The organism is Candidatus Hydrogenedentota bacterium (assembly GCA_035416745.1).
Taxonomy (GTDB): domain Bacteria; phylum Hydrogenedentota; class Hydrogenedentia; order Hydrogenedentales; family SLHB01; genus UBA2224.
Window position 1 is genome coordinate 1 of the sequence record DAOLNV010000095.1, and the last position, 18,020, is coordinate 18,020.

At 60.5% G+C, this 18,020-nt stretch carries 19 protein-coding genes; 17 read left to right on the forward strand and 2 right to left on the reverse strand.

Annotation, left to right across the window (positions count from 1 at the left end; genetic code table 11):
- Positions 1-328: 328 nt before the first annotated feature.
- The 17 genes from PLJ71_19670 to PLJ71_19750 are packed head-to-tail and all read left to right on the forward strand — an operon-like array spanning position 329 to position 12,654.
- Entirely contained in the window at positions 329-1,357 is a 1,029-nt protein-coding gene (locus tag PLJ71_19670) for a 4Fe-4S dicluster domain-containing protein (protein HQM50911.1), read from the forward strand.
- Positions 1,350-2,174: an FAD/NAD(P)-binding protein gene (locus PLJ71_19675; protein HQM50912.1), complete on the forward strand. Its 825-nt coding sequence runs from the start codon at positions 1,350-1,352 to the stop codon at positions 2,172-2,174. The genes PLJ71_19670 and PLJ71_19675 overlap by 8 nt, the downstream gene beginning before the upstream one ends.
- A gap of 8 nt (positions 2,175-2,182) precedes the next feature.
- On the forward strand, positions 2,183-2,734 hold the full coding sequence (locus PLJ71_19680; GenBank protein HQM50913.1) for a 4Fe-4S dicluster domain-containing protein: 552 nt from the start codon (positions 2,183-2,185) through the stop codon (positions 2,732-2,734).
- Positions 2,735-2,740: 6 nt separating this feature from the next.
- Positions 2,741-3,667, forward strand: coding sequence for an NADH-quinone oxidoreductase subunit H (locus tag PLJ71_19685; GenBank protein HQM50914.1), 927 nt, complete (start codon positions 2,741-2,743; stop codon positions 3,665-3,667).
- A gap of 18 nt (positions 3,668-3,685) precedes the next feature.
- Positions 3,686-4,111 (forward strand): NADH-quinone oxidoreductase subunit NuoB, encoded by a 426-nt coding sequence (nuoB, locus tag PLJ71_19690; GenBank protein HQM50915.1) that lies wholly within the window; start codon positions 3,686-3,688, stop codon positions 4,109-4,111.
- A complete protein-coding gene (locus PLJ71_19695; protein HQM50916.1) occupies positions 4,108-4,581 on the forward strand; it encodes an NADH-quinone oxidoreductase subunit C in 474 nt (157 codons plus the stop codon). The genes nuoB and PLJ71_19695 overlap by 4 nt, the downstream gene beginning before the upstream one ends.
- Positions 4,581-5,771, forward strand: coding sequence for a nickel-dependent hydrogenase large subunit (locus PLJ71_19700; protein ID HQM50917.1), 1,191 nt, complete (start codon positions 4,581-4,583; stop codon positions 5,769-5,771). The genes PLJ71_19695 and PLJ71_19700 overlap by 1 nt, the downstream gene beginning before the upstream one ends.
- Positions 5,768-7,435 (forward strand): proton-conducting transporter membrane subunit, encoded by a 1,668-nt coding sequence (locus PLJ71_19705; GenBank protein ID HQM50918.1) that lies wholly within the window; start codon positions 5,768-5,770, stop codon positions 7,433-7,435. The genes PLJ71_19700 and PLJ71_19705 overlap by 4 nt, the downstream gene beginning before the upstream one ends.
- The gene (locus tag PLJ71_19710) at positions 7,432-7,980 is read left to right on the forward strand and encodes a DUF4040 domain-containing protein (protein ID HQM50919.1); all 549 of its coding nucleotides are present in this window, start codon (positions 7,432-7,434) and stop codon (positions 7,978-7,980) included. Before PLJ71_19705 ends, PLJ71_19710 begins: the two co-directional genes overlap by 4 nt.
- Positions 7,967-8,428 carry an MnhB domain-containing protein gene (locus PLJ71_19715; GenBank protein HQM50920.1) on the forward strand — a complete coding sequence of 154 codons (462 nt, stop codon included), beginning with the start codon at positions 7,967-7,969 and terminating at the stop codon, positions 8,426-8,428. The genes PLJ71_19710 and PLJ71_19715 overlap by 14 nt, the downstream gene beginning before the upstream one ends.
- The gene (locus PLJ71_19720; GenBank protein ID HQM50921.1) at positions 8,425-8,769 is read left to right on the forward strand and encodes a sodium:proton antiporter; all 345 of its coding nucleotides are present in this window, start codon (positions 8,425-8,427) and stop codon (positions 8,767-8,769) included. Before PLJ71_19715 ends, PLJ71_19720 begins: the two co-directional genes overlap by 4 nt.
- A complete protein-coding gene (locus PLJ71_19725) occupies positions 8,766-10,271 on the forward strand; it encodes a proton-conducting transporter membrane subunit (GenBank protein HQM50922.1) in 1,506 nt (501 codons plus the stop codon). Before PLJ71_19720 ends, PLJ71_19725 begins: the two co-directional genes overlap by 4 nt.
- Before the next feature lie 3 nt (positions 10,272-10,274).
- Positions 10,275-10,769, forward strand: a complete 495-nt coding sequence (locus PLJ71_19730; protein HQM50923.1) for a Na+/H+ antiporter subunit E — start codon at positions 10,275-10,277, stop codon at positions 10,767-10,769.
- A gap of 11 nt (positions 10,770-10,780) precedes the next feature.
- Positions 10,781-11,149: a cation:proton antiporter gene (locus tag PLJ71_19735; GenBank protein ID HQM50924.1), complete on the forward strand. Its 369-nt coding sequence runs from the start codon at positions 10,781-10,783 to the stop codon at positions 11,147-11,149.
- Positions 11,142-11,546, forward strand: a complete 405-nt coding sequence (gene mnhG, locus PLJ71_19740) for a monovalent cation/H(+) antiporter subunit G (GenBank protein ID HQM50925.1) — start codon at positions 11,142-11,144, stop codon at positions 11,544-11,546. The genes PLJ71_19735 and mnhG overlap by 8 nt, the downstream gene beginning before the upstream one ends.
- A complete protein-coding gene (locus PLJ71_19745; protein ID HQM50926.1) occupies positions 11,543-12,148 on the forward strand; it encodes a 4Fe-4S binding protein in 606 nt (201 codons plus the stop codon). Before mnhG ends, PLJ71_19745 begins: the two co-directional genes overlap by 4 nt.
- A gap of 2 nt (positions 12,149-12,150) precedes the next feature.
- On the forward strand, positions 12,151-12,654 hold the full coding sequence (locus tag PLJ71_19750; GenBank protein HQM50927.1) for a hydrogenase 3 maturation endopeptidase HyCI: 504 nt from the start codon (positions 12,151-12,153) through the stop codon (positions 12,652-12,654).
- On the opposite strand, the gene PLJ71_19755 is transcribed toward PLJ71_19750, so the two are convergent.
- Both PLJ71_19755 and PLJ71_19760 read right to left on the reverse strand, forming a co-directional pair.
- Positions 12,651-14,102 (reverse strand): sensor histidine kinase, encoded by a 1,452-nt coding sequence (locus PLJ71_19755; protein ID HQM50928.1) that lies wholly within the window; start codon positions 14,100-14,102, stop codon positions 12,651-12,653. The genes PLJ71_19750 and PLJ71_19755 overlap by 4 nt on opposite strands.
- Positions 14,103-14,432: 330 nt before the next feature.
- The gene (locus tag PLJ71_19760) at positions 14,433-17,549 is read right to left on the reverse strand and encodes a family 78 glycoside hydrolase catalytic domain (GenBank protein ID HQM50929.1); all 3,117 of its coding nucleotides are present in this window, start codon (positions 17,547-17,549) and stop codon (positions 14,433-14,435) included.
- Between the last annotated feature and the right edge of the window lie 471 nt (positions 17,550-18,020).

Below are 18,020 nucleotides of genomic sequence, written 5' to 3' on the forward strand. Positions count from 1 at the left end.
CAACGATGCCGTTTCAGATACTTCTATTGTGAGGCAATTCGGGGTCTTGACTTTTAGGGGAAATCGTGTTATCCAATGGGCATGCGCACAGGAAGATGCGGGCGGGAACGTGCAGGTGCAGCATGGGGCCGTCCGGCGGCCACCTATGTATGTATGGCCCGCGGCAGGCGCATGGGCGCTAAGTCGTAAGTGTTACTTTCTGTCCGAATGAGGGCTCGTATAGGCCTCTTTTGAAGCATACCCCTGTTATTGCAAGGGCAATTCTCTGAGATCGTTCCTCACGGCAGCGAGGTCCAACGAGGGATAGGGCCTCGCGGGGAGCAATGGGGTGTGTCGCTTCATTACAAAGCACGGGCTTGGCGCATTATTGCGGGCAGCGGCGGGGAAGTATGACGTCTTTGTCCCTGCCCAGCGGGAAGGCCGCGGCGTTTACACGCGGCTTTCCAGCAACGGCGCTGCGGTTGAGACTGGGCCCGTAAGGACCGTCGATCCGCTCAAGGCTTTCTTTGTCAAACCCCGCGAGTGCGTTGCCGAAGGCTTTTCCCCCGTCCCGCCTCTAACCGAAAACCGTCCCCTTTGTGTAGTTGGGGTGAAAGCCTGCGACCTGAAAGGGTTTCGGATACAGGACTTCGTTTTTGCCGGCGAGGAGTTCAGGGACCCTTTCTATTGCCGCGCGCGCAACGAGAGCCTGATCATCAGTTCCGACTGCACCAGCGCGCTCGACACGTGTTTCTGTGAGGCGTTCGATGAAAGGCCGTATCCCCGGGGCGATTTCGACTTGAACCTCTCGCCTGTGGACGGCGGCTACGTGGTCGAGATGGGCTCGGAAAAAGGCGCCGCACTGATCGCGTCGTGCCCCGGCGCTGCTGCTGAGGCCGCTCAAGGCCAAACGGAAGCGCGCGACAGACAACGGGACGAGGTGTCGGCCAAGGTCCGGCGGAACCTGAAGGAATTTCAGGTGCCCAGCCAGCAAGCGCTGGCGGAAAGCGTCGAGCGCCATTACGAAAGCACGGTATGGAAAGAAGAGGCCGAGACCTGCGTGGAGTGCGGCGCCTGCAACACGATCTGCCCCACATGCCATTGCTTCCTTCTGTACGACCAGAAAGACGCGGCGCGAATGGTCCGCTTTCGTGCCTGGGACTCCTGCCTGATGAAAGGGTTCGCCCGTGTTGCGGGGGGGGCCAATCCGCGCCGCGAGCTGAGCCAGCGATTGCGGAACCGCTTCGAGAAGAAGTTCTCGTTTTTCCCCAAAGTGGCCGGTGAGTATGCGTGCACGGGCTGCGGGCGATGCATATCCGCGTGCCCTGGGAAGATTGACATACGCAGGGTCATGAAACGGTTGTCAGAACATGTGTAGCAACGGCAATCCATACCGGCTTATCCGGACGCAGGTCCTTGAGGTCACGACCGAGACACCGACTATAAAGACGTTCCGGTTGAAGCCGGACGAGGAAATCCGTTTTCAGGCGGGTCAGTTTATCGATCTGACCGTGCCGGGCGCGGGTGAAGCCCCCTTCACGCCATCCTCGCGCGCTTCCGATACCGCCGAGATCGCGGTGAGTGTGATGCGCGTCGGGAAGGTGACCGCGCAGATACATGCCCTGAAAGCGGGGGACATTGTCGGGCTGCGCGGGCCCTACGGTTCAGCGTACCCGCTGGACGAGTTTGCGGGCAGGGAGGTACTCGTGGTGGGCGGCGGCTGCGGGTTTGCCCCGCTGCGCAGCCTGATGTATTCGCTTTTCGACATGTCCGGCCAGTTCAAACGCCTCTTCTTCCGGGGCGGATGCCGCAAGCCGGGCGAATTACTCTACCGTGACGAAATGAAATCATGGGGCGAGCGCGATGATCTGGACCTGCTCCTCACCGTTGACGAGGGAGATGAGACCTGGGACGGCCGCGTCGGCCTCGTGACGGCGATCCTTGACGACGTCCCCATGAATTTCACCAAGGGCGTGGCAATTGTCTGCGGCCCTCCCATCATGATGAAGTTTGCGACGCAGAAAGTGCTGGCGATGGGGTTCCGGCCGGAGAACATCTTTCTTTCCATGGAAAAGAACATGTCATGCGGGATTGGCAAATGCGGCCACTGCCGGCTGGGCGTGTATTACTGCTGCAAAGACGGGCCGGTGTTCCGCTACAGCCAAATCCGTGATTTCCCGGGCATCTGGGAGTGAGGGCGGCGATGCACACAAGCGCAGAACAGCTTCATCACGGCAAACTCAACCTCAGCCCCACACCGGGCAACGGGCCGCGTCTCTATATTGACCTGGACGTGTGCGCCTCCAGGGACTGCGGCCTGTGCGAGGTGGAATGCAGCTACTTCTATCATCCTGGAAACAACGGCGTGGCTTCGCTGCTCGAATTGGCTACATTCAGCCTGGTGTGCCGCCGGTGCGACGAGCCCCATTGCGTGAATGCGTGCCCCCGCGAGGCGTTGGAACAACAGCCCGAAAAGAACAAGCTGCTCGTGCGGCACACCATGCGCTGCGTGAGCTGCCGGAGCTGTTCGCACGCGTGCCCCTACGGCACCATCTATCCCGAATACGTGGCGCCGGTAGCCCACAATTGCGATTTCTGCCTTGACCGGCGGGACCAGGACCGCCAGCCCCTGTGCGTCGCGACGTGCTCGCACGGCGCACTGGCGGTAAGGCCCGTCACCGAGCCGCTGGACGAAAACACGTTCCTGGTGGGCGACAATCTCATGGTCCATTCAACGCATTGGGAAAGGTTATAGCCGGATATGTACGCTTACCCGCTGTATTTCGTGCTGTTCGGCCTTGTCCTGACCGCCGTGCTTGGGCTGCTCGCGAGTTGGCTGGACCGGAAAGTTACTGCGCGGGTTCAGTACCGGGTCGGCCCGCCAGTGCTTCAACCCGCGATCGACATCGTAAAACTCCTGGGCAAAGAGACCCTCATACCGGCGGGCGCTCACAAGCCGACGTTCCTGGCAGCCCCCCTGTTCAGTTTCGCCGGAGCGGCCGCCGTATCGACGTTGCTGTGGATCACGGTGGCACAACCATCGCGGGGCTTCGCGGGGGACGTGTTCGTGGCGCTCTATCTTTTCACTCTGCCTTCGCTGGGCATCATTCTCGGAGGCTTTGCCTCGGGCAATCCTGTCGCGAGCCTGGGCGCATCTCGCGAGATGAAGCTGATCCTCGCTTACGAATTGCCTTTCGTCATCGCGCTCTTTGTCCCCATCATCCTGTCCGGATACGCCATACGGTTGCCGGAGCTCGCCGCATACCAGGCGGCTGAACGGGCGTTCGTGCTCCATCCCAGCGGTTTGCTGGCGTTTCTTGTCGCATTGCTGTGCACCCAGGCCAAGATGGGCCTGGTCCCCTTCGACGTGGCCGAGGCCGAAACGGAAATAACGGGAGGGCCGCTTATCGAGTACTCCGGTCCCGGTCTGGCCGTGTACCGGTTGAGCAAGAACATGCTCTTTATCGCGCTGCCGCTCTTTCTCGTCCTGATGTTTCTGGGCGGGATCCCGCTGAGCGCATCCGGCATTGCATACGGTGTTCTGAAGCTGGTTCTCGTGATCGCGCTCCTGACGTTGATCCGCAACACGAATCCGCGCATCCGCATCGACCAGGCGATGTGCTTCTTCTGGGTCCCGGTCACTGGCGTGGCGCTCGCGGCCGTGGTGTTCGCCATGTTTGGCTGGTAACAGGGGGTAACGGGCAAAATGGGCATGAAACTGCGCGCCTTGCTGAAGTCGCCGTGGGTATTCCACCTGTCGACGGGCAGCTGCAACAATTGCGATATCGAAGTCCTGGACTGCCTGACGCCCCGGTTCGATATCGAACGCTTTGGCATACTCCTGGCCGGCAGCATCAAGCACGCCGATGTCTTGCTCATAACGGGGTCCTGCAACCGCCAATCGGCGGAGCGGCTCAAGCGCCTCTACGAGCAGGTCCCGAAACCCTGCCTCGTGGTTGCCATCGGGGAGTGCGCCATGTCGCGGGGCATGTTCATCGAAAGCTACAACTGCCCCCTGCCCCTCGACCACATCATCCCGGTTGACGCGTACATCCCGGGTTGTCCTCCGAAACCCGAAGCCATTATTGCCGGCGCGGTAAAACTCATCGAGAAAGTGGGAGCCGCCACATGACCAGGGAACAAGCATTACAAGAAATCCGCGCGCGATTCGACGGCGTCATTCTGTCCATGTTCGACAAATCCCCCAGCCGCGTCTACATCGAGATCAAGCCAGAGGCGCTCGTTCCCGCGGCCAACTACATCTTTTGGGAGTTGGGGGCCCGGTTCAACATCGCCACGGGAGTCGACACAAGGACCCACATCGAAATCCTCTATCACTTCATCATCGAGGAGATAAACCTGCTGGTGTCGCTCCGCGTGAAACTCGACCGTGACCGGCCCGTTATCGACTCTCTTACACCCTCGTTCGAAGCCGCCAACTGGGTCGAACGGGAAATCCACGAACTGCTCGGCGTCGAATTCAAAAACCACCCGGATATGCGGCGCCTCCTGCTGCCGGAAAACTGGCCCGAAGGCGTATACCCCCTGCGGCGCGACTACCAGGAGTGGGACAAGCAGGCGGTTCGGGACAGAGGTGTGTGATGGCAAAAACGATCCTCCCCATAGGTCCCTATCATCCGCTTCAGGAAGAACCGGAGTTCTTCACCCTGACGGTCGAAGGCGAGCGCATTACCGATATCGACGTCCGGGTCGGATACAACCACCGAGGTATCGAGAAGCTCTCGGAATCCAGGACGTTCGACCAGAGCACGTTCGTAATCGAGCGCATCTGCGGCATCTGCAGCACCAGCCATCCCTTCGCCTATACCCGCGCCGTGGAAGACATCTTTCCCATGGAAGTCCCGGAGAGGGCGAAGTACATCCGCACCATTATCGCGGAAGGCGAACGCATCCACTCGCACCTGCTCTGGCTCGGTCTGGCCGGCCACTTTCTCGGCTACAACACCGTCTATATGTGGGCATGGAAGCTTCGTGAAGAGATCCTGGACGTCATGGAAATCCTGTCAGGTAACCGCAACAATTACGCGATGTTCAAGCCCGGAGGCGTTCGTCGCGATATCAAACCCGAGGACATTCCGGCAGCCCTGAAGAAGATCGACGCGATTGTGCCGACCCTCGAGATGCTCAAGAATGCCGTGATCGACGATCCGGTCCTACACGCCCGCACCAAGGGAGTCGGCATACTGAGCAAAGCCGACTCGATCCGTTACAGCGCGGTGGGACCCACCGCCCGGGCGTCAGGCGTGGCCCGCGACCTCCGGAAAAACTGCCCCTACGGCGCCTACGACAAGGTCGAGTGGGACATGATCGTCACCCAAAACGGCGACGTCTTCGACAAAGCCGTCGTGCGTATCCTGGAGACCTTCGAATCGATCAAGATTATCAAGGCCTGCCTCGAACACCTCCCCGAAGGCGAGATTGATGCAAACATCACCTCCGTGCCGCCCGGAGAAGGCATCGGCCACATCGAAGCGCCGCGTGGAGAGACGTTTCATTATGTCCGCAGCGACGGAACGAATCGCCCCGTGCGCCACAAGGTCCGCGCCCCCACGTACATGAATCTTCCCACATTCAAGGCGACGATTGTGGGGGAGACGCTATCCGACGCCACCATCATCCTGGCGTCCATCGACCCGTGCTATTGCTGCACCGAGCGCATGGCCGTGCGCGATGAAACAGGGCGGAAACTGCTGCACGGCCAGGACTTGGTGCGCTTGTCCCGGGAGAAAACGGAGCGCATTCGCCGCGAAATGGGTGTTGAACCGCAATGAACGAGCTGGAACCGTACTTCAGACTGGATTGGCTGTCCGGCAGCGTGGCCGCTTTCGTTGCCGGCTACACCGTGTTGACGCTCGTGTATTCAATGGGCTACATGCAGGGACGCCATGCCCAAGGCCGCTACTACGGCTATATCCTGCTGACGTGCATCCTGTCGATTGCGGCCGCCTTTGCGGATAATCTGGTCTTGTTCGTGACCTGCTGGGGGTTACTGGGGCTGCTGCTATACCTGCTCACCAACCTCGGAGAATCCCCGGGCGCGGCGAAAACGGCGAAGAAGACGTTTATCATCATCGGCGGCACGGACAGCCTCATGATCCTCGGTCTTGCGCTTGCCTGGAGCCTCGGCGGCCGGCCGTCGCTCTTCCACCTTCGAATGACGGCCCTCGACATTCCGATTGTCTCCCCGGCTGCCGTGATGGCCTATCTCTGCCTGCTGTCCGGCGCGCTGGCCAAAGCGGGCGCCATGCCGTTCCACACATGGGTGCCCGATACCGCGCAGGATGCCCCCCTGCCGGTGGCGGCTTTCCTCCCGGCTTCCCTGGATAAACTCCTCGGCATCTACCTTCTCGTGCGCCTGAACGTGGACATATTCGTCCTCACAAAAGGGCTCTACACATTCCTCATGTTGTTGGGGAGTTTCACCATAGTTGCTGCCGTCATGATGGCGCTCGTTCAGCACGACATGCGGCGTCTGCTGGGATATCATGCCGTCAGCCAGGTGGGGTATATGATTCTGGGCATCGGCACAGGCACGCCCCTGGGAATCGCCGGCGGGCTCTTCCACATGTTCAACAATACCCTCTACAAGAGTTGCCTGTTCTTTTCCGGCGGCGCCGTCACCCGCGAAGCACGGACCGATGACCTCGATGAACTCGGCGGCTATGCCCATGCCATGCCCATAACCTATACCACCTTCCTGATAGCCGCCCTGGCTATCTCCGGCATCCCGCCGCTGAACGGCTTCGTCTCGAAGTGGATGATCTACCAGAGCCTGGCCGCAATCGGCCGTGATGGCGGGTGGCTCTGGATGCTTTGTCTCGCGTCCGCGCTGTTCGGGAGTGTCTTGACCTTGGCCAGTTTCATGAAGCTCATCCACGCCATCTTCCTGGCCCGGCCCGCCCGCAAGATCGAAGGAAACAAAGAAACGTCTCTTCTGCTGTTGGCGCCCCATGTCATCCTGGCCGGTCTGTGCGTCCTCTTCGGGGTGTTCGCGTTTCAAATACCCTTGGGCGGATTCATCGGGCCCGCCGTAGGCATGCCCATTGACTACCCGGGCGACTGGCATACCCTCGCGGGCGCGTTGCTCTTGCTCGCCGGGTTCGGCGCGGGCGCTGTGCTTTACGTTTTCGGAACAGCCCTGAGGACGCGAACCGTCGAGCCTTTCGTTGGCGGGGAAGTGCTGGAAAAACAGCCTGCGATGCGGATGTCCGGCGTCGAATTCTACAAAACCGTTGAAGAAGCGCCTCTTCTCCATCGGACCTATCGCGCCGCGTCTCAAAAGCTGTTCGATCTTTATGAGCTGGGTTCGCGCGCCACATTCGGCATCAGCAGATTGTTCTCAGAAATTCACAACGGCGAACTGCCGTACTACCTGGCGTGGTGCATCCTGGGGATGGTCGTGCTGTTCTTCGTGCTGCTGGGAGGAAGCCTATGATTGCCCTCTACGCAATACTTGTCGTGATGATCATCGGTGCAATCATCGCCATCGAGGCGCGCGACCTGCTGTCGGCGGTAATCGCCGTCGGGACGGTGGGACTGGGCATTTCCCTGGTCGCGCTGGTGGCGAAGGCCCCGGACGTCGCGATCACGCAGCTCGTCGTCGAGATCATCTCCGTGGTGATCCTCATCCGGGCGACCATCAGAATCGGCCTGCCCCGCTCGACGCACGGCAGCAAGCCGTTGCTGGGCGTCGTGGCCCTCGTGTTCGGAATCACCGTGCTGGTGATCGGGGCGATGGCCTTCGCTGAGATTCCGCCGCTCGGCGCCCCGCATATGCGCGTGTCAGAGACCTATGTGGCCGAAGGCCTCGAAGGCACCGGCGCCGTCAATATTGTTACAGCTATTCTGCTGGATTTCAGAGGGTACGACACTCTGGGCGAAGCCACCGTGCTGTTTGCCGCCGCCATGGGCGTGCTGGCCATTGCTCGCCCCGCAGGGCGCCGAAAGACGGAAACGGAACCACATCATGCGAACAAATGAGGACAACCACAAAGAAGGCATGTCGCTGATCGTAAAGACCATCACACGGCTCAGCGTCGGCCTGATCCTCCTCTACGGGATTTACATCGTGCTGCACGGGCACCTGTCGCCCGGCGGCGGTTTTGCGGGCGGAGTGATTGTCGCGCTGTCCTTCGTGCATCTGGTGCTCGCCTTCGGAAAACGGCAGGCGTTCCGGACGCTGTCGGAATCCGGCACGGCTTCGCTCGAGAGCCTGGGAGGGGTACTGTTTCTGACAATCGCGCTTGCCGGCTTTTCCGGCGGCTATTTCTTTACCAACGTGTTGCCCAATGGGGAGCCCTATGCCCTGTTGAGCGCGGGGACCATCCCCTTGAGCAACATCGCAATCTGTCTGAAAGTGGCCGGCGGCCTATTCGCGATTTTCATCGCACTGGTGCTGTTGAACCCGGAATCGGAGCAAGGGTCATGATCGCGTACATGCTGTGCTTGGTCCTGTTTTGCCTGGGAGTGTACGGCGCGCTCGCCAAACGCAACGTCATCAAGATCGTTTTGAGCCTCGCCATTGCCGAATGCGCCGTCAACCTGATGTTTATCCTTATTGCCTACCGCGTGCACGGTTCCGCGCCGATTCTGCAGCGCGGGACGGAAGGCGGCGCGCCGGTCATGGTAGATCCCCTTCCGCATGCCCTCGTGCTGACGGCCATCGTCATCGGCCTTGCCACTACGGCGCTCATGGTTGCCTTGGCAATGCGCATTTATCAGCAATACGGAACGTACGACATCAGTGAAATCCGGGAGCTTAAAGGATGACACCCCCATCCTATATCATGCCACTCTGTGTCGCCCTGCCGCTCGGCGGCGCGTTCGTGACGGCCCTTCTCGGCCGCAGGTTTCCGGCTCTGGCGCCGCTGCTGGGCACGGTCGCATCGGCGCTTCTTCTGGCAATATCGTTGCTTTCCGTGAAAGTGCTCCTCCAGCACGGCGTCCTGGTCTACACCGTCGGAGGATGGCCTCCTCCCGTCGGCATCTCCATGGTCCTTGACGGTCTGACGGCCTTCATGCTTGTCACTGTCAATCTCGTCGCGTTTCTGGTCGTTATCTTCTGCCTCGATTACGTTAACCAGTTCACGGCGCGGTCGAGCTTCTACGTGTTGTTCCTGCTGATGGTTACCGGGATGAACGGCGTCATCGTTACCGGAGATCTGTTCAACCTCTTCGTCTTTCTTGAGGTCGCCGCCGTGGCGAGTTACGGGCTGGTCGCCTTCGGCATGGAGAAGCACGCCCTCGAGGCCGCTTTCAAATACGCCGTGATGGGGTCCGTCGGCTCGCTGTGTATCCTCCTCGGGATCGCCATGTTGTATGCCACCACGTCTACCCTCAACATGGCCGACATGGCGCGTGTTCTGGCCATGAACGAACCCGGCGCGCTGACCGCTTTTGTAACCGTGTTGTTCCTCATGGGCTTCGGAATGAAAGGGGCCGTGGTTCCGTTCCACGCATGGCTTCCGGACGCCCACTCTTCCGCCCCCGCGCCCATCTCCGCGATGCTTTCCGGTGTCTTGATAAAGGCGCTGGGGGTCTACGCCCTGTGCCGCGTGACATTTAACATCCTCGGCGCATCCCCGCGCATTCTCGGCGTGCTCCTGTTCATCGGCGCCCTGTCCATGGTGGCCGGCGTCTTCCTGGCCATCGGACAATGGGACCTCAAACGGTTGCTCGCCTACCACTCCATCAGCCAGATAGGATACGTCATCCTGGGCATCGGGCTGGGCACCCCGCTCGGCATCATGGGGGGACTCTTCCACCTTTTCAACCATTCCCTCTTCAAGTCCCTCCTCTTTCTGGATTCCGGCGTCATCGAATATGCCACGGGCACGCGCGACCTGAAAGAAATGGGGGGGCTGCGCGCAAAACTGCCGGTGACGGGCGCCACCACGCTCGCCGCATCGATGTCCATCGCGGGCATTCCGCCCTTCAACGGCTTCTGGAGCAAACTCCTGATCATCGTCGCCGCAATCCAGGCCGAACGCTACGGATACGCGTTCTGGGCTGTGCTGGCAAGCATTCTGACGCTGGCATCGTTCATGAAAGTCATGCGTTACACGTTTTTCGGGCAGTTGAATACCCGATGGAACTCCGTCACCGAAACGTCTTTCTTCATGAAACTGTCGTTGGTTGCATTGGCCGTCCTGTGTGTTCTGGGAGGCCTCCTGCTACTGCCACAGGCCCGGGAAGCGTTCCTGGGATTAGCCTCCGAGGCGATCACAAACGGCACGGAATACGTCAAAATGGCGATAACACAAGCGAGATAAGTCATGAGCAAGGTCATTCTGTTTATCTTTGCATGGCTCGTTTGGTGCTTGCTCACGTGGCCGCCGTCGCTGCCTGTTTTGCTGGCAGGGGCGGGTGTGGCCGCGCTGGTCGCCTTTTTAACCGGAGACCTCTTCGTAAAACGGCCGCACATTCTGCGCAATCCCGTCCGCTATTGGTATTTCTGTTTCATCTTTCTGCCCGTGTTCCTGTGGCAATGTCTGCGGGCCAACGTGGACGTCGCCTGGCGCGTGCTGAACCCCCGCCTCCCCATACGTCCCGGCATCGTACGCGTCCACACGGAATTGAAATCGGACGTGGGGCTGACGTTCCTGGCCAACGCCATCACCCTGACCCCTGGAACCATGACCGTCGACATCGACCGTGACGCGGGCGTCTTGTATATCCACTGCATCTACGTCAAAGAAACGGAGATTGAAGCGGCAAGCCGTGAGATTTCCGGGCGGTTCGAATACATACTGCGGGAAATCTTCGAATAGGTGGAATAGAAATGCGTACGATATCCTGGATACTCGGAGCGGCCAGCCTGGTGGCGGTAGTCTGTTGGCTCATGGTTTATCCACCGCCGCTCGACCTCGGGCCCGGGGCGCACTACGCGCCCTTTGTGACCCGCGCGTTCTACGTCATCCTTCTCGCGGGCTTCCTGTGTCTGTTTCGCGTTCTCCGGGGGCCAACGCCCGCAGACAGGCTTGTCGCCATCGACATCTTCGGAATCCTGATCGTCGGATGCTGTGCCATTTTCGCCGTGGGGACCGGCCAGTCCTGGTACATCGACATCGGTATCACGTGGGCGCTCATGAGCTTCATCGGAGCCTTGGCGCTCGCGAAATACCTCGAAGGGAGACCCCTGGATGATTGATATCGTGCACGTCGTGGGCATGGTGCTTATCGGCGGCGGCATCGCCTTCGACCTCTTCGGCTGCCTGGGGCTTGTCCGCTTGCCGGACGTATACAACCGCCTCCAGGCGGCAACAAAGTGCGTGACTCTGGGAACCTGCGGAATCCTGTTGGGCACATGTCTTATCGTGGGGCTGTCCGGCGGCGGGTGGCGCGCGCTCCTTTGCATCCTTTTCGTGGTTCTAACGGCCCCAGTGTCGGCCCACGCCATCGCCCGGGGCGCGCACCGCGCCGGCATCGCCCTCTGGGAAGGCAGCGTGGCCGATGCCTACCGCGAGGACCGCGATACCCTGGACGCAAAGCAACAGGTCGCGAGCGATACCGCGCCCGCGGCGTCCCAATCGGAGAACCGGACATGAAACTCCCCAAAGTCCGTGAACTGGGTGAGGCCGTCAAGGCCATCCTGCGAGGACCGTACACCTCGCCTTTCCCGAAGACGCCCCATGTTCCGCATCCCAACTTCCGCGGCCAGCCGAAATTCAACGCGGAAAAATGCCTCGGATGTCTCGCGTGCGAGGCCGCATGCCCCGTGAATGCCATCGTTCACGAGGACCGCGTCGGAACGGAAGGCCCCGTGCGGGTGATGGTTCATTACACCGACACATGCATCTTTTGCGGCCAGTGCGAAGCGGCGTGCATCGCGGACCATGAAGGTATCAAACTGTCGAATGACTGGGACCTCGCATTCTTTGACCGCAAGCAGGCCTTCGAGACCATTGAAAAGCCCCTGCAGGTGTGCGAGATGTGCGGCGTATCCGTCGCGGCCCGCGACCATCTCCTGTGGATCGCGGACCGCCTGGGCGAATTGACCTACTCGAATCCGACCCTCTACTTGTCCCGCATGAAAGGCCTGGGGCTTGCCGGCCCGAATCTCACCCCCTTCAGCGAGGAGACAAGCCGGGCCGACCGGTTCAAGATCCTGTGCGCACGGTGCAGACGTATAACCACGCTGAGCGACTAGCAATGCAACTGGTAGATGGACAAAAAGCTTCCGTACCGGCGGAGGATTCGCGCCGTCTGCTGACCGCCTTGATGAGCCCACGAACCGTTCTGGTGGGCGTGGGCAATGTTCTGCGGGGCGACGACGGCGCAGGGCCAGCCCTCGTCGATGCGATTCGAAACCGATGCCCCTGCGTGTGCATAGACGCCGGCCACGCACCCGAAAACCACCTGGGCCAAATTGTGAGGAGTCAGCCGGACACCATCATCTTCGCCGACGCGGTGGACATGCAGCTCGACCCCGGCCAATGGCGCCTGTTTCCAGCCCGGGAACTCGTGGGCGTCGGATTCCACACCCACACCATTCCGCTCGGACAGCTCCTTGACTTTCTCAGCGCGCGTACCGGGGCGCGCGCTTACGTCCTCGGCATTCAATCCGGTTCCGTCGCCCTGGGCGAACCTCTTTCGCGCGAAGTGAACGACTCCCTTCACGAAATCGCGGAAATTGCCGCTGACTCGTGTCTCTAAACCGAAGGGCTGTCTTCTTCGAGAGGCGCCGCGGTGGATTCCTCGAGCGCCGGGAAAACCAGCCGGAATATGCTTCCCACGCCGGCCGCGCTGTCCAACTCCACGCGCCCCCCGTGCAGGTCCACCACGCGCTTCACGATAAACAATCCAAGGCCGCTGCCGGGAACATTCCGCGTCCGATCCTTCCCCCGCGTGAGTCGTACAAATTCGCCAAACAGCCTCGGCCGGTCTTCTTCGGCGATGCCGATTCCGTTGTCTTTGACCTCGATGGTTATCGACTCGCCGTGGCGGGCGGCACGAAGCATGACCGTTCCCCCGTCCGGCGTGTACTTGATGGCGTTCGTTACGAGATTTGCCACGGCCGCATGAATCAGACGTTCGATGCCCAGAATGGTTCCTACACCGTTGCGTATGCTGAATTCCAGGGTATGGGTGTGCGCCCGCGCGATATCCTGATACTCCTCCGCGACTCGCGTCATTACCGCGTTAATGTCTACCGCCCCCCGCTGCTTTTCAATCGCGTCGGAGTCCAGCATAGCGAGGACTTCAAAATCGTAGAGCAGGGAGACAAGTTCGTTGAGCCGTTTCTGGCACTTGCCAAGCCACTCCTGCTCTTTGTCCGTCACGGGGCCGCAGAGGCCGTCCAGCACGTTTCGCAGCAGCATCGTGGCCGCATCCACGGGCGCTTTCAGATCGTGCAATGTGATCTGTAAGAAGCCTTGCCGCATCGCGGAAAGGCGGGTCAGCTGGGCATTCGCCTGCTGGAGGCGCCCTTCTCCCGCCCGCAACAGCTTGGCCAGTCCCGTAACGAGATACACCGAAAGGCTCATCAGAAGCGCCTGTACAAGAAGCACCGTGAACACAAAGCGCCCGTCCAGCGGCGACGCGCTGTTGACCGCCCCTTCCGGAAACTGCACCGGGATTAGTTCAAACCATTGCCCCAGCACCAGCACCGAAAACTGGACGTATGCGGAAAGCGCATGGGCAAACGCGGCGCGGCGGCTCAACAGCACCGACGCGAGCATCAGATGAAGCACATAGAACGACTGAAAAGGGGATTTGGGCCCCCCGACAAACCACAGGCCCACCGTGATGAACAAGAGGTCGACCGTGATAGTCAAATGCATGATAGTCTCAAGAAGGTGGAAACTGGCCTCCGAGAGCTCCTGCCCCCGCAACTGCCGCGACGCCCAGAAGGCGCCCACATTGAAGATTCCCAGGGCAAGCGCCAGGCCGATCAACCCTCGCTCGTGCAGGTCTTCCACCCCGACAACGTGTTTGGCGAACAAAGCGCCCACGATGATGCCGCCAACGAGGAAAAAGCGCACCAGCGACTGCAGGTAGAGGCGCTCCGAAAGCAGTCTCTCTTGAAAAAGCCACAATTGCGCTTGCTGGGGCGGCCGTGGCGCCGTGGCGGGCTCCGCAACTCTCTGTCCGTCAGATCCCATGGTTGGGTCTCCGGTCTTCAAGGCAAGCGGAAGTCGAAGACTGTGTATTGAGTATGTCAGGAAATGGCTGAATTGACAAGATGGAGGTCTGTTGTCAACAGCAGCGTTCCGTTTCAGCCGATACTGCAGGCTGTTGTTCCAAAGCATTGGTCCGGCCTGAAATCTGGGAGATTTCCTTGAAAGAACATGATGCGTCCACGGATACGGCCTTCCTGCCCCAGCTCGAGTCCGAACGATGCGGTTCCATCCATGAGAAGGTCTCGTCAAGAGCGGACGTGGCCGCGAGACACTTTCTGGAAAGCCTCCTGCTTGGGCCGCTCATGCCGAGGATCACCGTGTTGCCGTGAACGTAAAGACGCCCGCGCCAACGTCAAATGACGTATTGCCTCTGGAGTCGATGGTCTTCTTGTCACCGGGACCGAGGTCGGCGTCACAAGGCACGGGGGTCTTGATAACCGCAGTAGTGTTCGCGGGAATCGTGACGCACATCTTGAACCCATTATCCTTGTACCACGCACAGCGAATGGGGCCGTACATGGAATGAAACGAGGCCTCAGCGCGCTGCATACCGCTCGGGTGGGGGTCGATAAGAATGCGCTTGAAGCCGGGTTCGAGGGGCCGGATGCCCGCCAGGTACTCGTAGTACCATTGGCCGACCGCGCCGAAGGCGTAGTGATTGAATGAGTTCATGCCCGAATGGAGTTCCTCATACTGATTGCTGTTCCAGCGCTCCCATATAGTCGTAGCGCCAGCCTCTACCATGTAGCCCCAGGACGGGTATGTCCGCTGCACCGCGATCCTTCCGGCAAGGTCATCTCGGCCGAACGTGCTCAGAGCCGGCATCAGATAGGCGGTTCCAATGAAACCTGTTGTCAGGTGATTGTCATGATCGATGATGTTCTTCGCGATGTTCTCGACCACCGCGGCGCGCTTGTCTTCCGGAGTGATGCCGAACCAGAGGGGCACAAGGTTGGCGGTCTGCGTGTTGCCTTCGTACTGATTCGTCTCCACATTGAAGTAACGCTGATTGTACAATGATGCGATTGACGCCGCTTGACGCCGGAGTTCGGCCGCGTCGGACGTCTTGCCGATCCCTTGGGCCATCTCGGCAAGGAGCTTGATGGAGAGATATTGGTAGGCGCCAGCGAGGGTCTTCTTGGGGGACGGTTCCACCGGAACCCAGTCGCCGTACCGTCCGGCCGCATAGAGGCCGTCCGTGGCCATCTTGCGCATGTAGTCAAGCCAGTCCGCCATGGCGGCGTAGTTGGTCTCGATGACCCGCGTGTCCCCGTAGTAGGTGTACAGGTCCCAAGGCGCCACAATGACAACATCGGCCCAGCCAGGCGCACCGGGGCCGGCGTTTAGAGCCGGCGCAACATCGGTGATGGCTCCGTCCGCAGTGCGCGAATCTACGACATCGTGCATCCACTTTGTCATGAAACCGGCGACCTGCATATTCCAGCAGGCTGTGGGCAGGAAAAGCTGAATATCGCCCGTCCACCCCAGGCGTTCATCGCGTTGCGGGCAGTCGGTCGGCACGCTGTAGAAATTGGAGCGCATTCCCCAGAGAATGTTCTTCTGCACGCGATTGACAATGTCTTCGGAGCACGTAAACGTGCCAATGCTGGGGAGCGCAGCATGCATGACGCGCATGACAAGGGCATCTTTGGGAGGCACGCCGGGATACCCTGTGACTTCCGCGTAGCGGAAACCTCGATAGGTAAAGGCAGGTTCCCAGATTTCTTCCCCTGCACCCTTCAAAATGTAAAGATCTGTACACTTTGCGCCTTGCAGATTGTCGGTGTAGAGGCTGCCGTCAGGCCGCAGGATTTCGCCATGCCGGATCTGGACACGGGCCCCCTTGGGTCCCACGACTTTGAGGCGGGCGCGCCCCGCGGCGTTCTGGCCGAAGTCGAAGATGAAGACCCCCGGCCCGGGCGCGGTGACGCCGACGGCTGAGATTTCCTCGGTAACCTGGATTGTGGGGCCGGTCTGCGCGGTCAGTTGGCCCATGGGCTTTTCCCAAACGCGCGCGGGCAGCCAGTCTTCGTCGTTGAACCCGGGTTCATTCCAGCCTGCAATCTCCAGTTGTGCGTCATAGACCTCGCCGTGGTAGATGCTGTCTTTGACGATGGGCGACACATGGCCTTTCCAGCGTTCATCCGTGGCGATGAGCTGGCGCCTTCCGTCCGCGTACGTGATCTCGAGCTGCGCGATGCCGCGGAGGCCGCCGTCCTTCCACGCGCCCGCCATGCTCCCTCCCCACCAGCCGTTGCCGAGGAGCAACCCCGCCGCATTCTCGCCGCCCTGCAGCAAAGCGGTCACATCGTACGTCTGGTACTGGATGTGTTTGGGAAAGTACGTCCAGCCCGGCGTCAGCTCGTCGTGTCCTACGCGTGTTCCGTTGATGAAGAGACGATATGCCCCAAGCGCGCTGACATACACGCGGGCCCGGGCAATAGTCACGTGTTCCGTAGTGAACGCTCTGCGCAAGTAGAAGGACCGGCTCGGAAAACGGTCGGCGACCACACCCCACGGAGGTTCCCCATATTGCGCTACCAGTTTTGGCTGGATCCAACCCTTCGTGTCGAACTTGAGCGATTGCCAGCCTTCCGGGGCTTCCGCGCACGTAAGCCAGTCTTGCCCCGAACGGACTTCAACCGTGCGGCCGTCCGCCAAGGTGACATGCATGCCAAAGACGAGTCCGGCCACGCCGCGCGCATGTACGCCCGTAATCGCGATGATGTTCTGCCCGGGCACCAGTTCCTGTGCGACGTCGAAGGACTCCACGGCCTTCCACTCATCGCAGCCCCCGAGTTCCTTGCCGTTCAGAGTGAACACGAACTCGTTGTTCGCGGCGCCCCACGCCGTCGCGGAAGCCACCCGGGCGTCGGCGGGCAGTTCAACGACCTTCCGAAAATAGCGCGTGACCTCATCGGTACTTTCCGCAGGGTACCAGATCCAGTCCCCGAACACCGGCTCGGGCTGGCTCTTCTCTTGGTCAATTGTGACCCATTTCGCTTGCCAGTCGGACGCATCCAGCAAGCCCATCTCCCAGAAAACAGGCTTGGCCCACGGTGATGCCGCGCCGGCATCGTCCCACGTGCGCACGGACCAGTAGCAACGTTGCCCTTCCTGCAAGACGCGACCGGCATACGGGACGTGGATGGATTGCCCGGAAACGACACGGCCGGAATCCCACAATGTACCCTCGCCTGCGTCCACGCTCGCCTCGCCGGGCGCGACGACGATCTGATACGCTGCTTGCTTAGCGCCACGCCGGGGATCATTGACCTCCCAAGATAAGCGCGGCTGCGCGACATCGAGTCCGATGGGGTTGTACTCATATTCGCACCGGAGGTTCTGGGGAATTCCGGGGCCTTCGGCGTGGACAGACAGTCCCACGACCACACAGGCAAGCCCACTCAACGCCAGCGTTCGCGACATGGTCACCCTCCTTTGCATTCCGGATCCTCTCTGTCGTCCCATATGCGGCAGGCTTTTCGCCGGCTTTCACACCCGCTCGGCCGAGGGTGCAATCAGCCACCACGCACGCGCCGTTCACTCCATCCCGTGTTATGGTATAGATACAGCCCCAGGATTTCGTATCGGCGCCAGGCCCGCGTATGGGGACGATGTTCTCCGGGCAAGTGCAACGCAGGAGCGCCAGGGACCTGTACCCTGCTCCCCCAAGCCGGGGGGATTTACCGCCGCTACAAACGCCGCGCCGCCTGACTCAATCATACATTCTTGTCTGCCGATTCTCACGAGTCCGTCCTCGGCCCCATCAACACTCCGTATCAGAGAAATCTGCCTTCTGTATCAGCCGCGCGTCAGCGTTCCGAGTCGATATGGATGCGAATGGGCTGTCCGTCTACGGTGATGGAGTCTCCATTTTTGAAATGCTCGGTTTCCTCG

Excerpts from the sequence above, each read along its gene's own strand:
- PLJ71_19730 (HQM50923.1), top strand. The coding sequence starts at position 10,275 with ATGAGCAAGGTCATTCTGTTTATCTTTGCATGGCTCGTTTGGTGCTTG.
- mnhG (HQM50925.1), top strand. The coding sequence starts at position 11,142 with ATGATTGATATCGTGCACGTCGTGGGCATGGTGCTTATCGGCGGCGGC.
- PLJ71_19760 (HQM50929.1), bottom strand. The coding sequence starts at position 17,549 with ATGTCGCGAACGCTGGCGTTGAGTGGGCTTGCCTGTGTGGTCGTGGGA.
- PLJ71_19710 (HQM50919.1), top strand. The coding sequence starts at position 7,432 with ATGATTGCCCTCTACGCAATACTTGTCGTGATGATCATCGGTGCAATC.
- PLJ71_19720 (HQM50921.1), top strand. The coding sequence starts at position 8,425 with ATGATCGCGTACATGCTGTGCTTGGTCCTGTTTTGCCTGGGAGTGTAC.
- PLJ71_19735 (HQM50924.1), top strand. The coding sequence starts at position 10,781 with ATGCGTACGATATCCTGGATACTCGGAGCGGCCAGCCTGGTGGCGGTA.
- PLJ71_19685 (HQM50914.1), top strand. The coding sequence starts at position 2,741 with ATGTACGCTTACCCGCTGTATTTCGTGCTGTTCGGCCTTGTCCTGACC.
- PLJ71_19680 (HQM50913.1), top strand. The coding sequence starts at position 2,183 with ATGCACACAAGCGCAGAACAGCTTCATCACGGCAAACTCAACCTCAGC.
- PLJ71_19695 (HQM50916.1), top strand. The coding sequence starts at position 4,108 with ATGACCAGGGAACAAGCATTACAAGAAATCCGCGCGCGATTCGACGGC.
- PLJ71_19725 (HQM50922.1), top strand. The coding sequence starts at position 8,766 with ATGACACCCCCATCCTATATCATGCCACTCTGTGTCGCCCTGCCGCTC.
- PLJ71_19675 (HQM50912.1), top strand. The coding sequence starts at position 1,350 with ATGTGTAGCAACGGCAATCCATACCGGCTTATCCGGACGCAGGTCCTT.
- PLJ71_19705 (HQM50918.1), top strand. The coding sequence starts at position 5,768 with ATGAACGAGCTGGAACCGTACTTCAGACTGGATTGGCTGTCCGGCAGC.
- nuoB (HQM50915.1), top strand. The coding sequence starts at position 3,686 with ATGGGCATGAAACTGCGCGCCTTGCTGAAGTCGCCGTGGGTATTCCAC.
- PLJ71_19700 (HQM50917.1), top strand. The coding sequence starts at position 4,581 with ATGGCAAAAACGATCCTCCCCATAGGTCCCTATCATCCGCTTCAGGAA.
- PLJ71_19745 (HQM50926.1), top strand. The coding sequence starts at position 11,543 with ATGAAACTCCCCAAAGTCCGTGAACTGGGTGAGGCCGTCAAGGCCATC.
- PLJ71_19755 (HQM50928.1), bottom strand. The coding sequence starts at position 14,102 with ATGGGATCTGACGGACAGAGAGTTGCGGAGCCCGCCACGGCGCCACGG.
- PLJ71_19750 (HQM50927.1), top strand. The coding sequence starts at position 12,151 with ATGCAACTGGTAGATGGACAAAAAGCTTCCGTACCGGCGGAGGATTCG.
- PLJ71_19715 (HQM50920.1), top strand. The coding sequence starts at position 7,967 with ATGCGAACAAATGAGGACAACCACAAAGAAGGCATGTCGCTGATCGTA.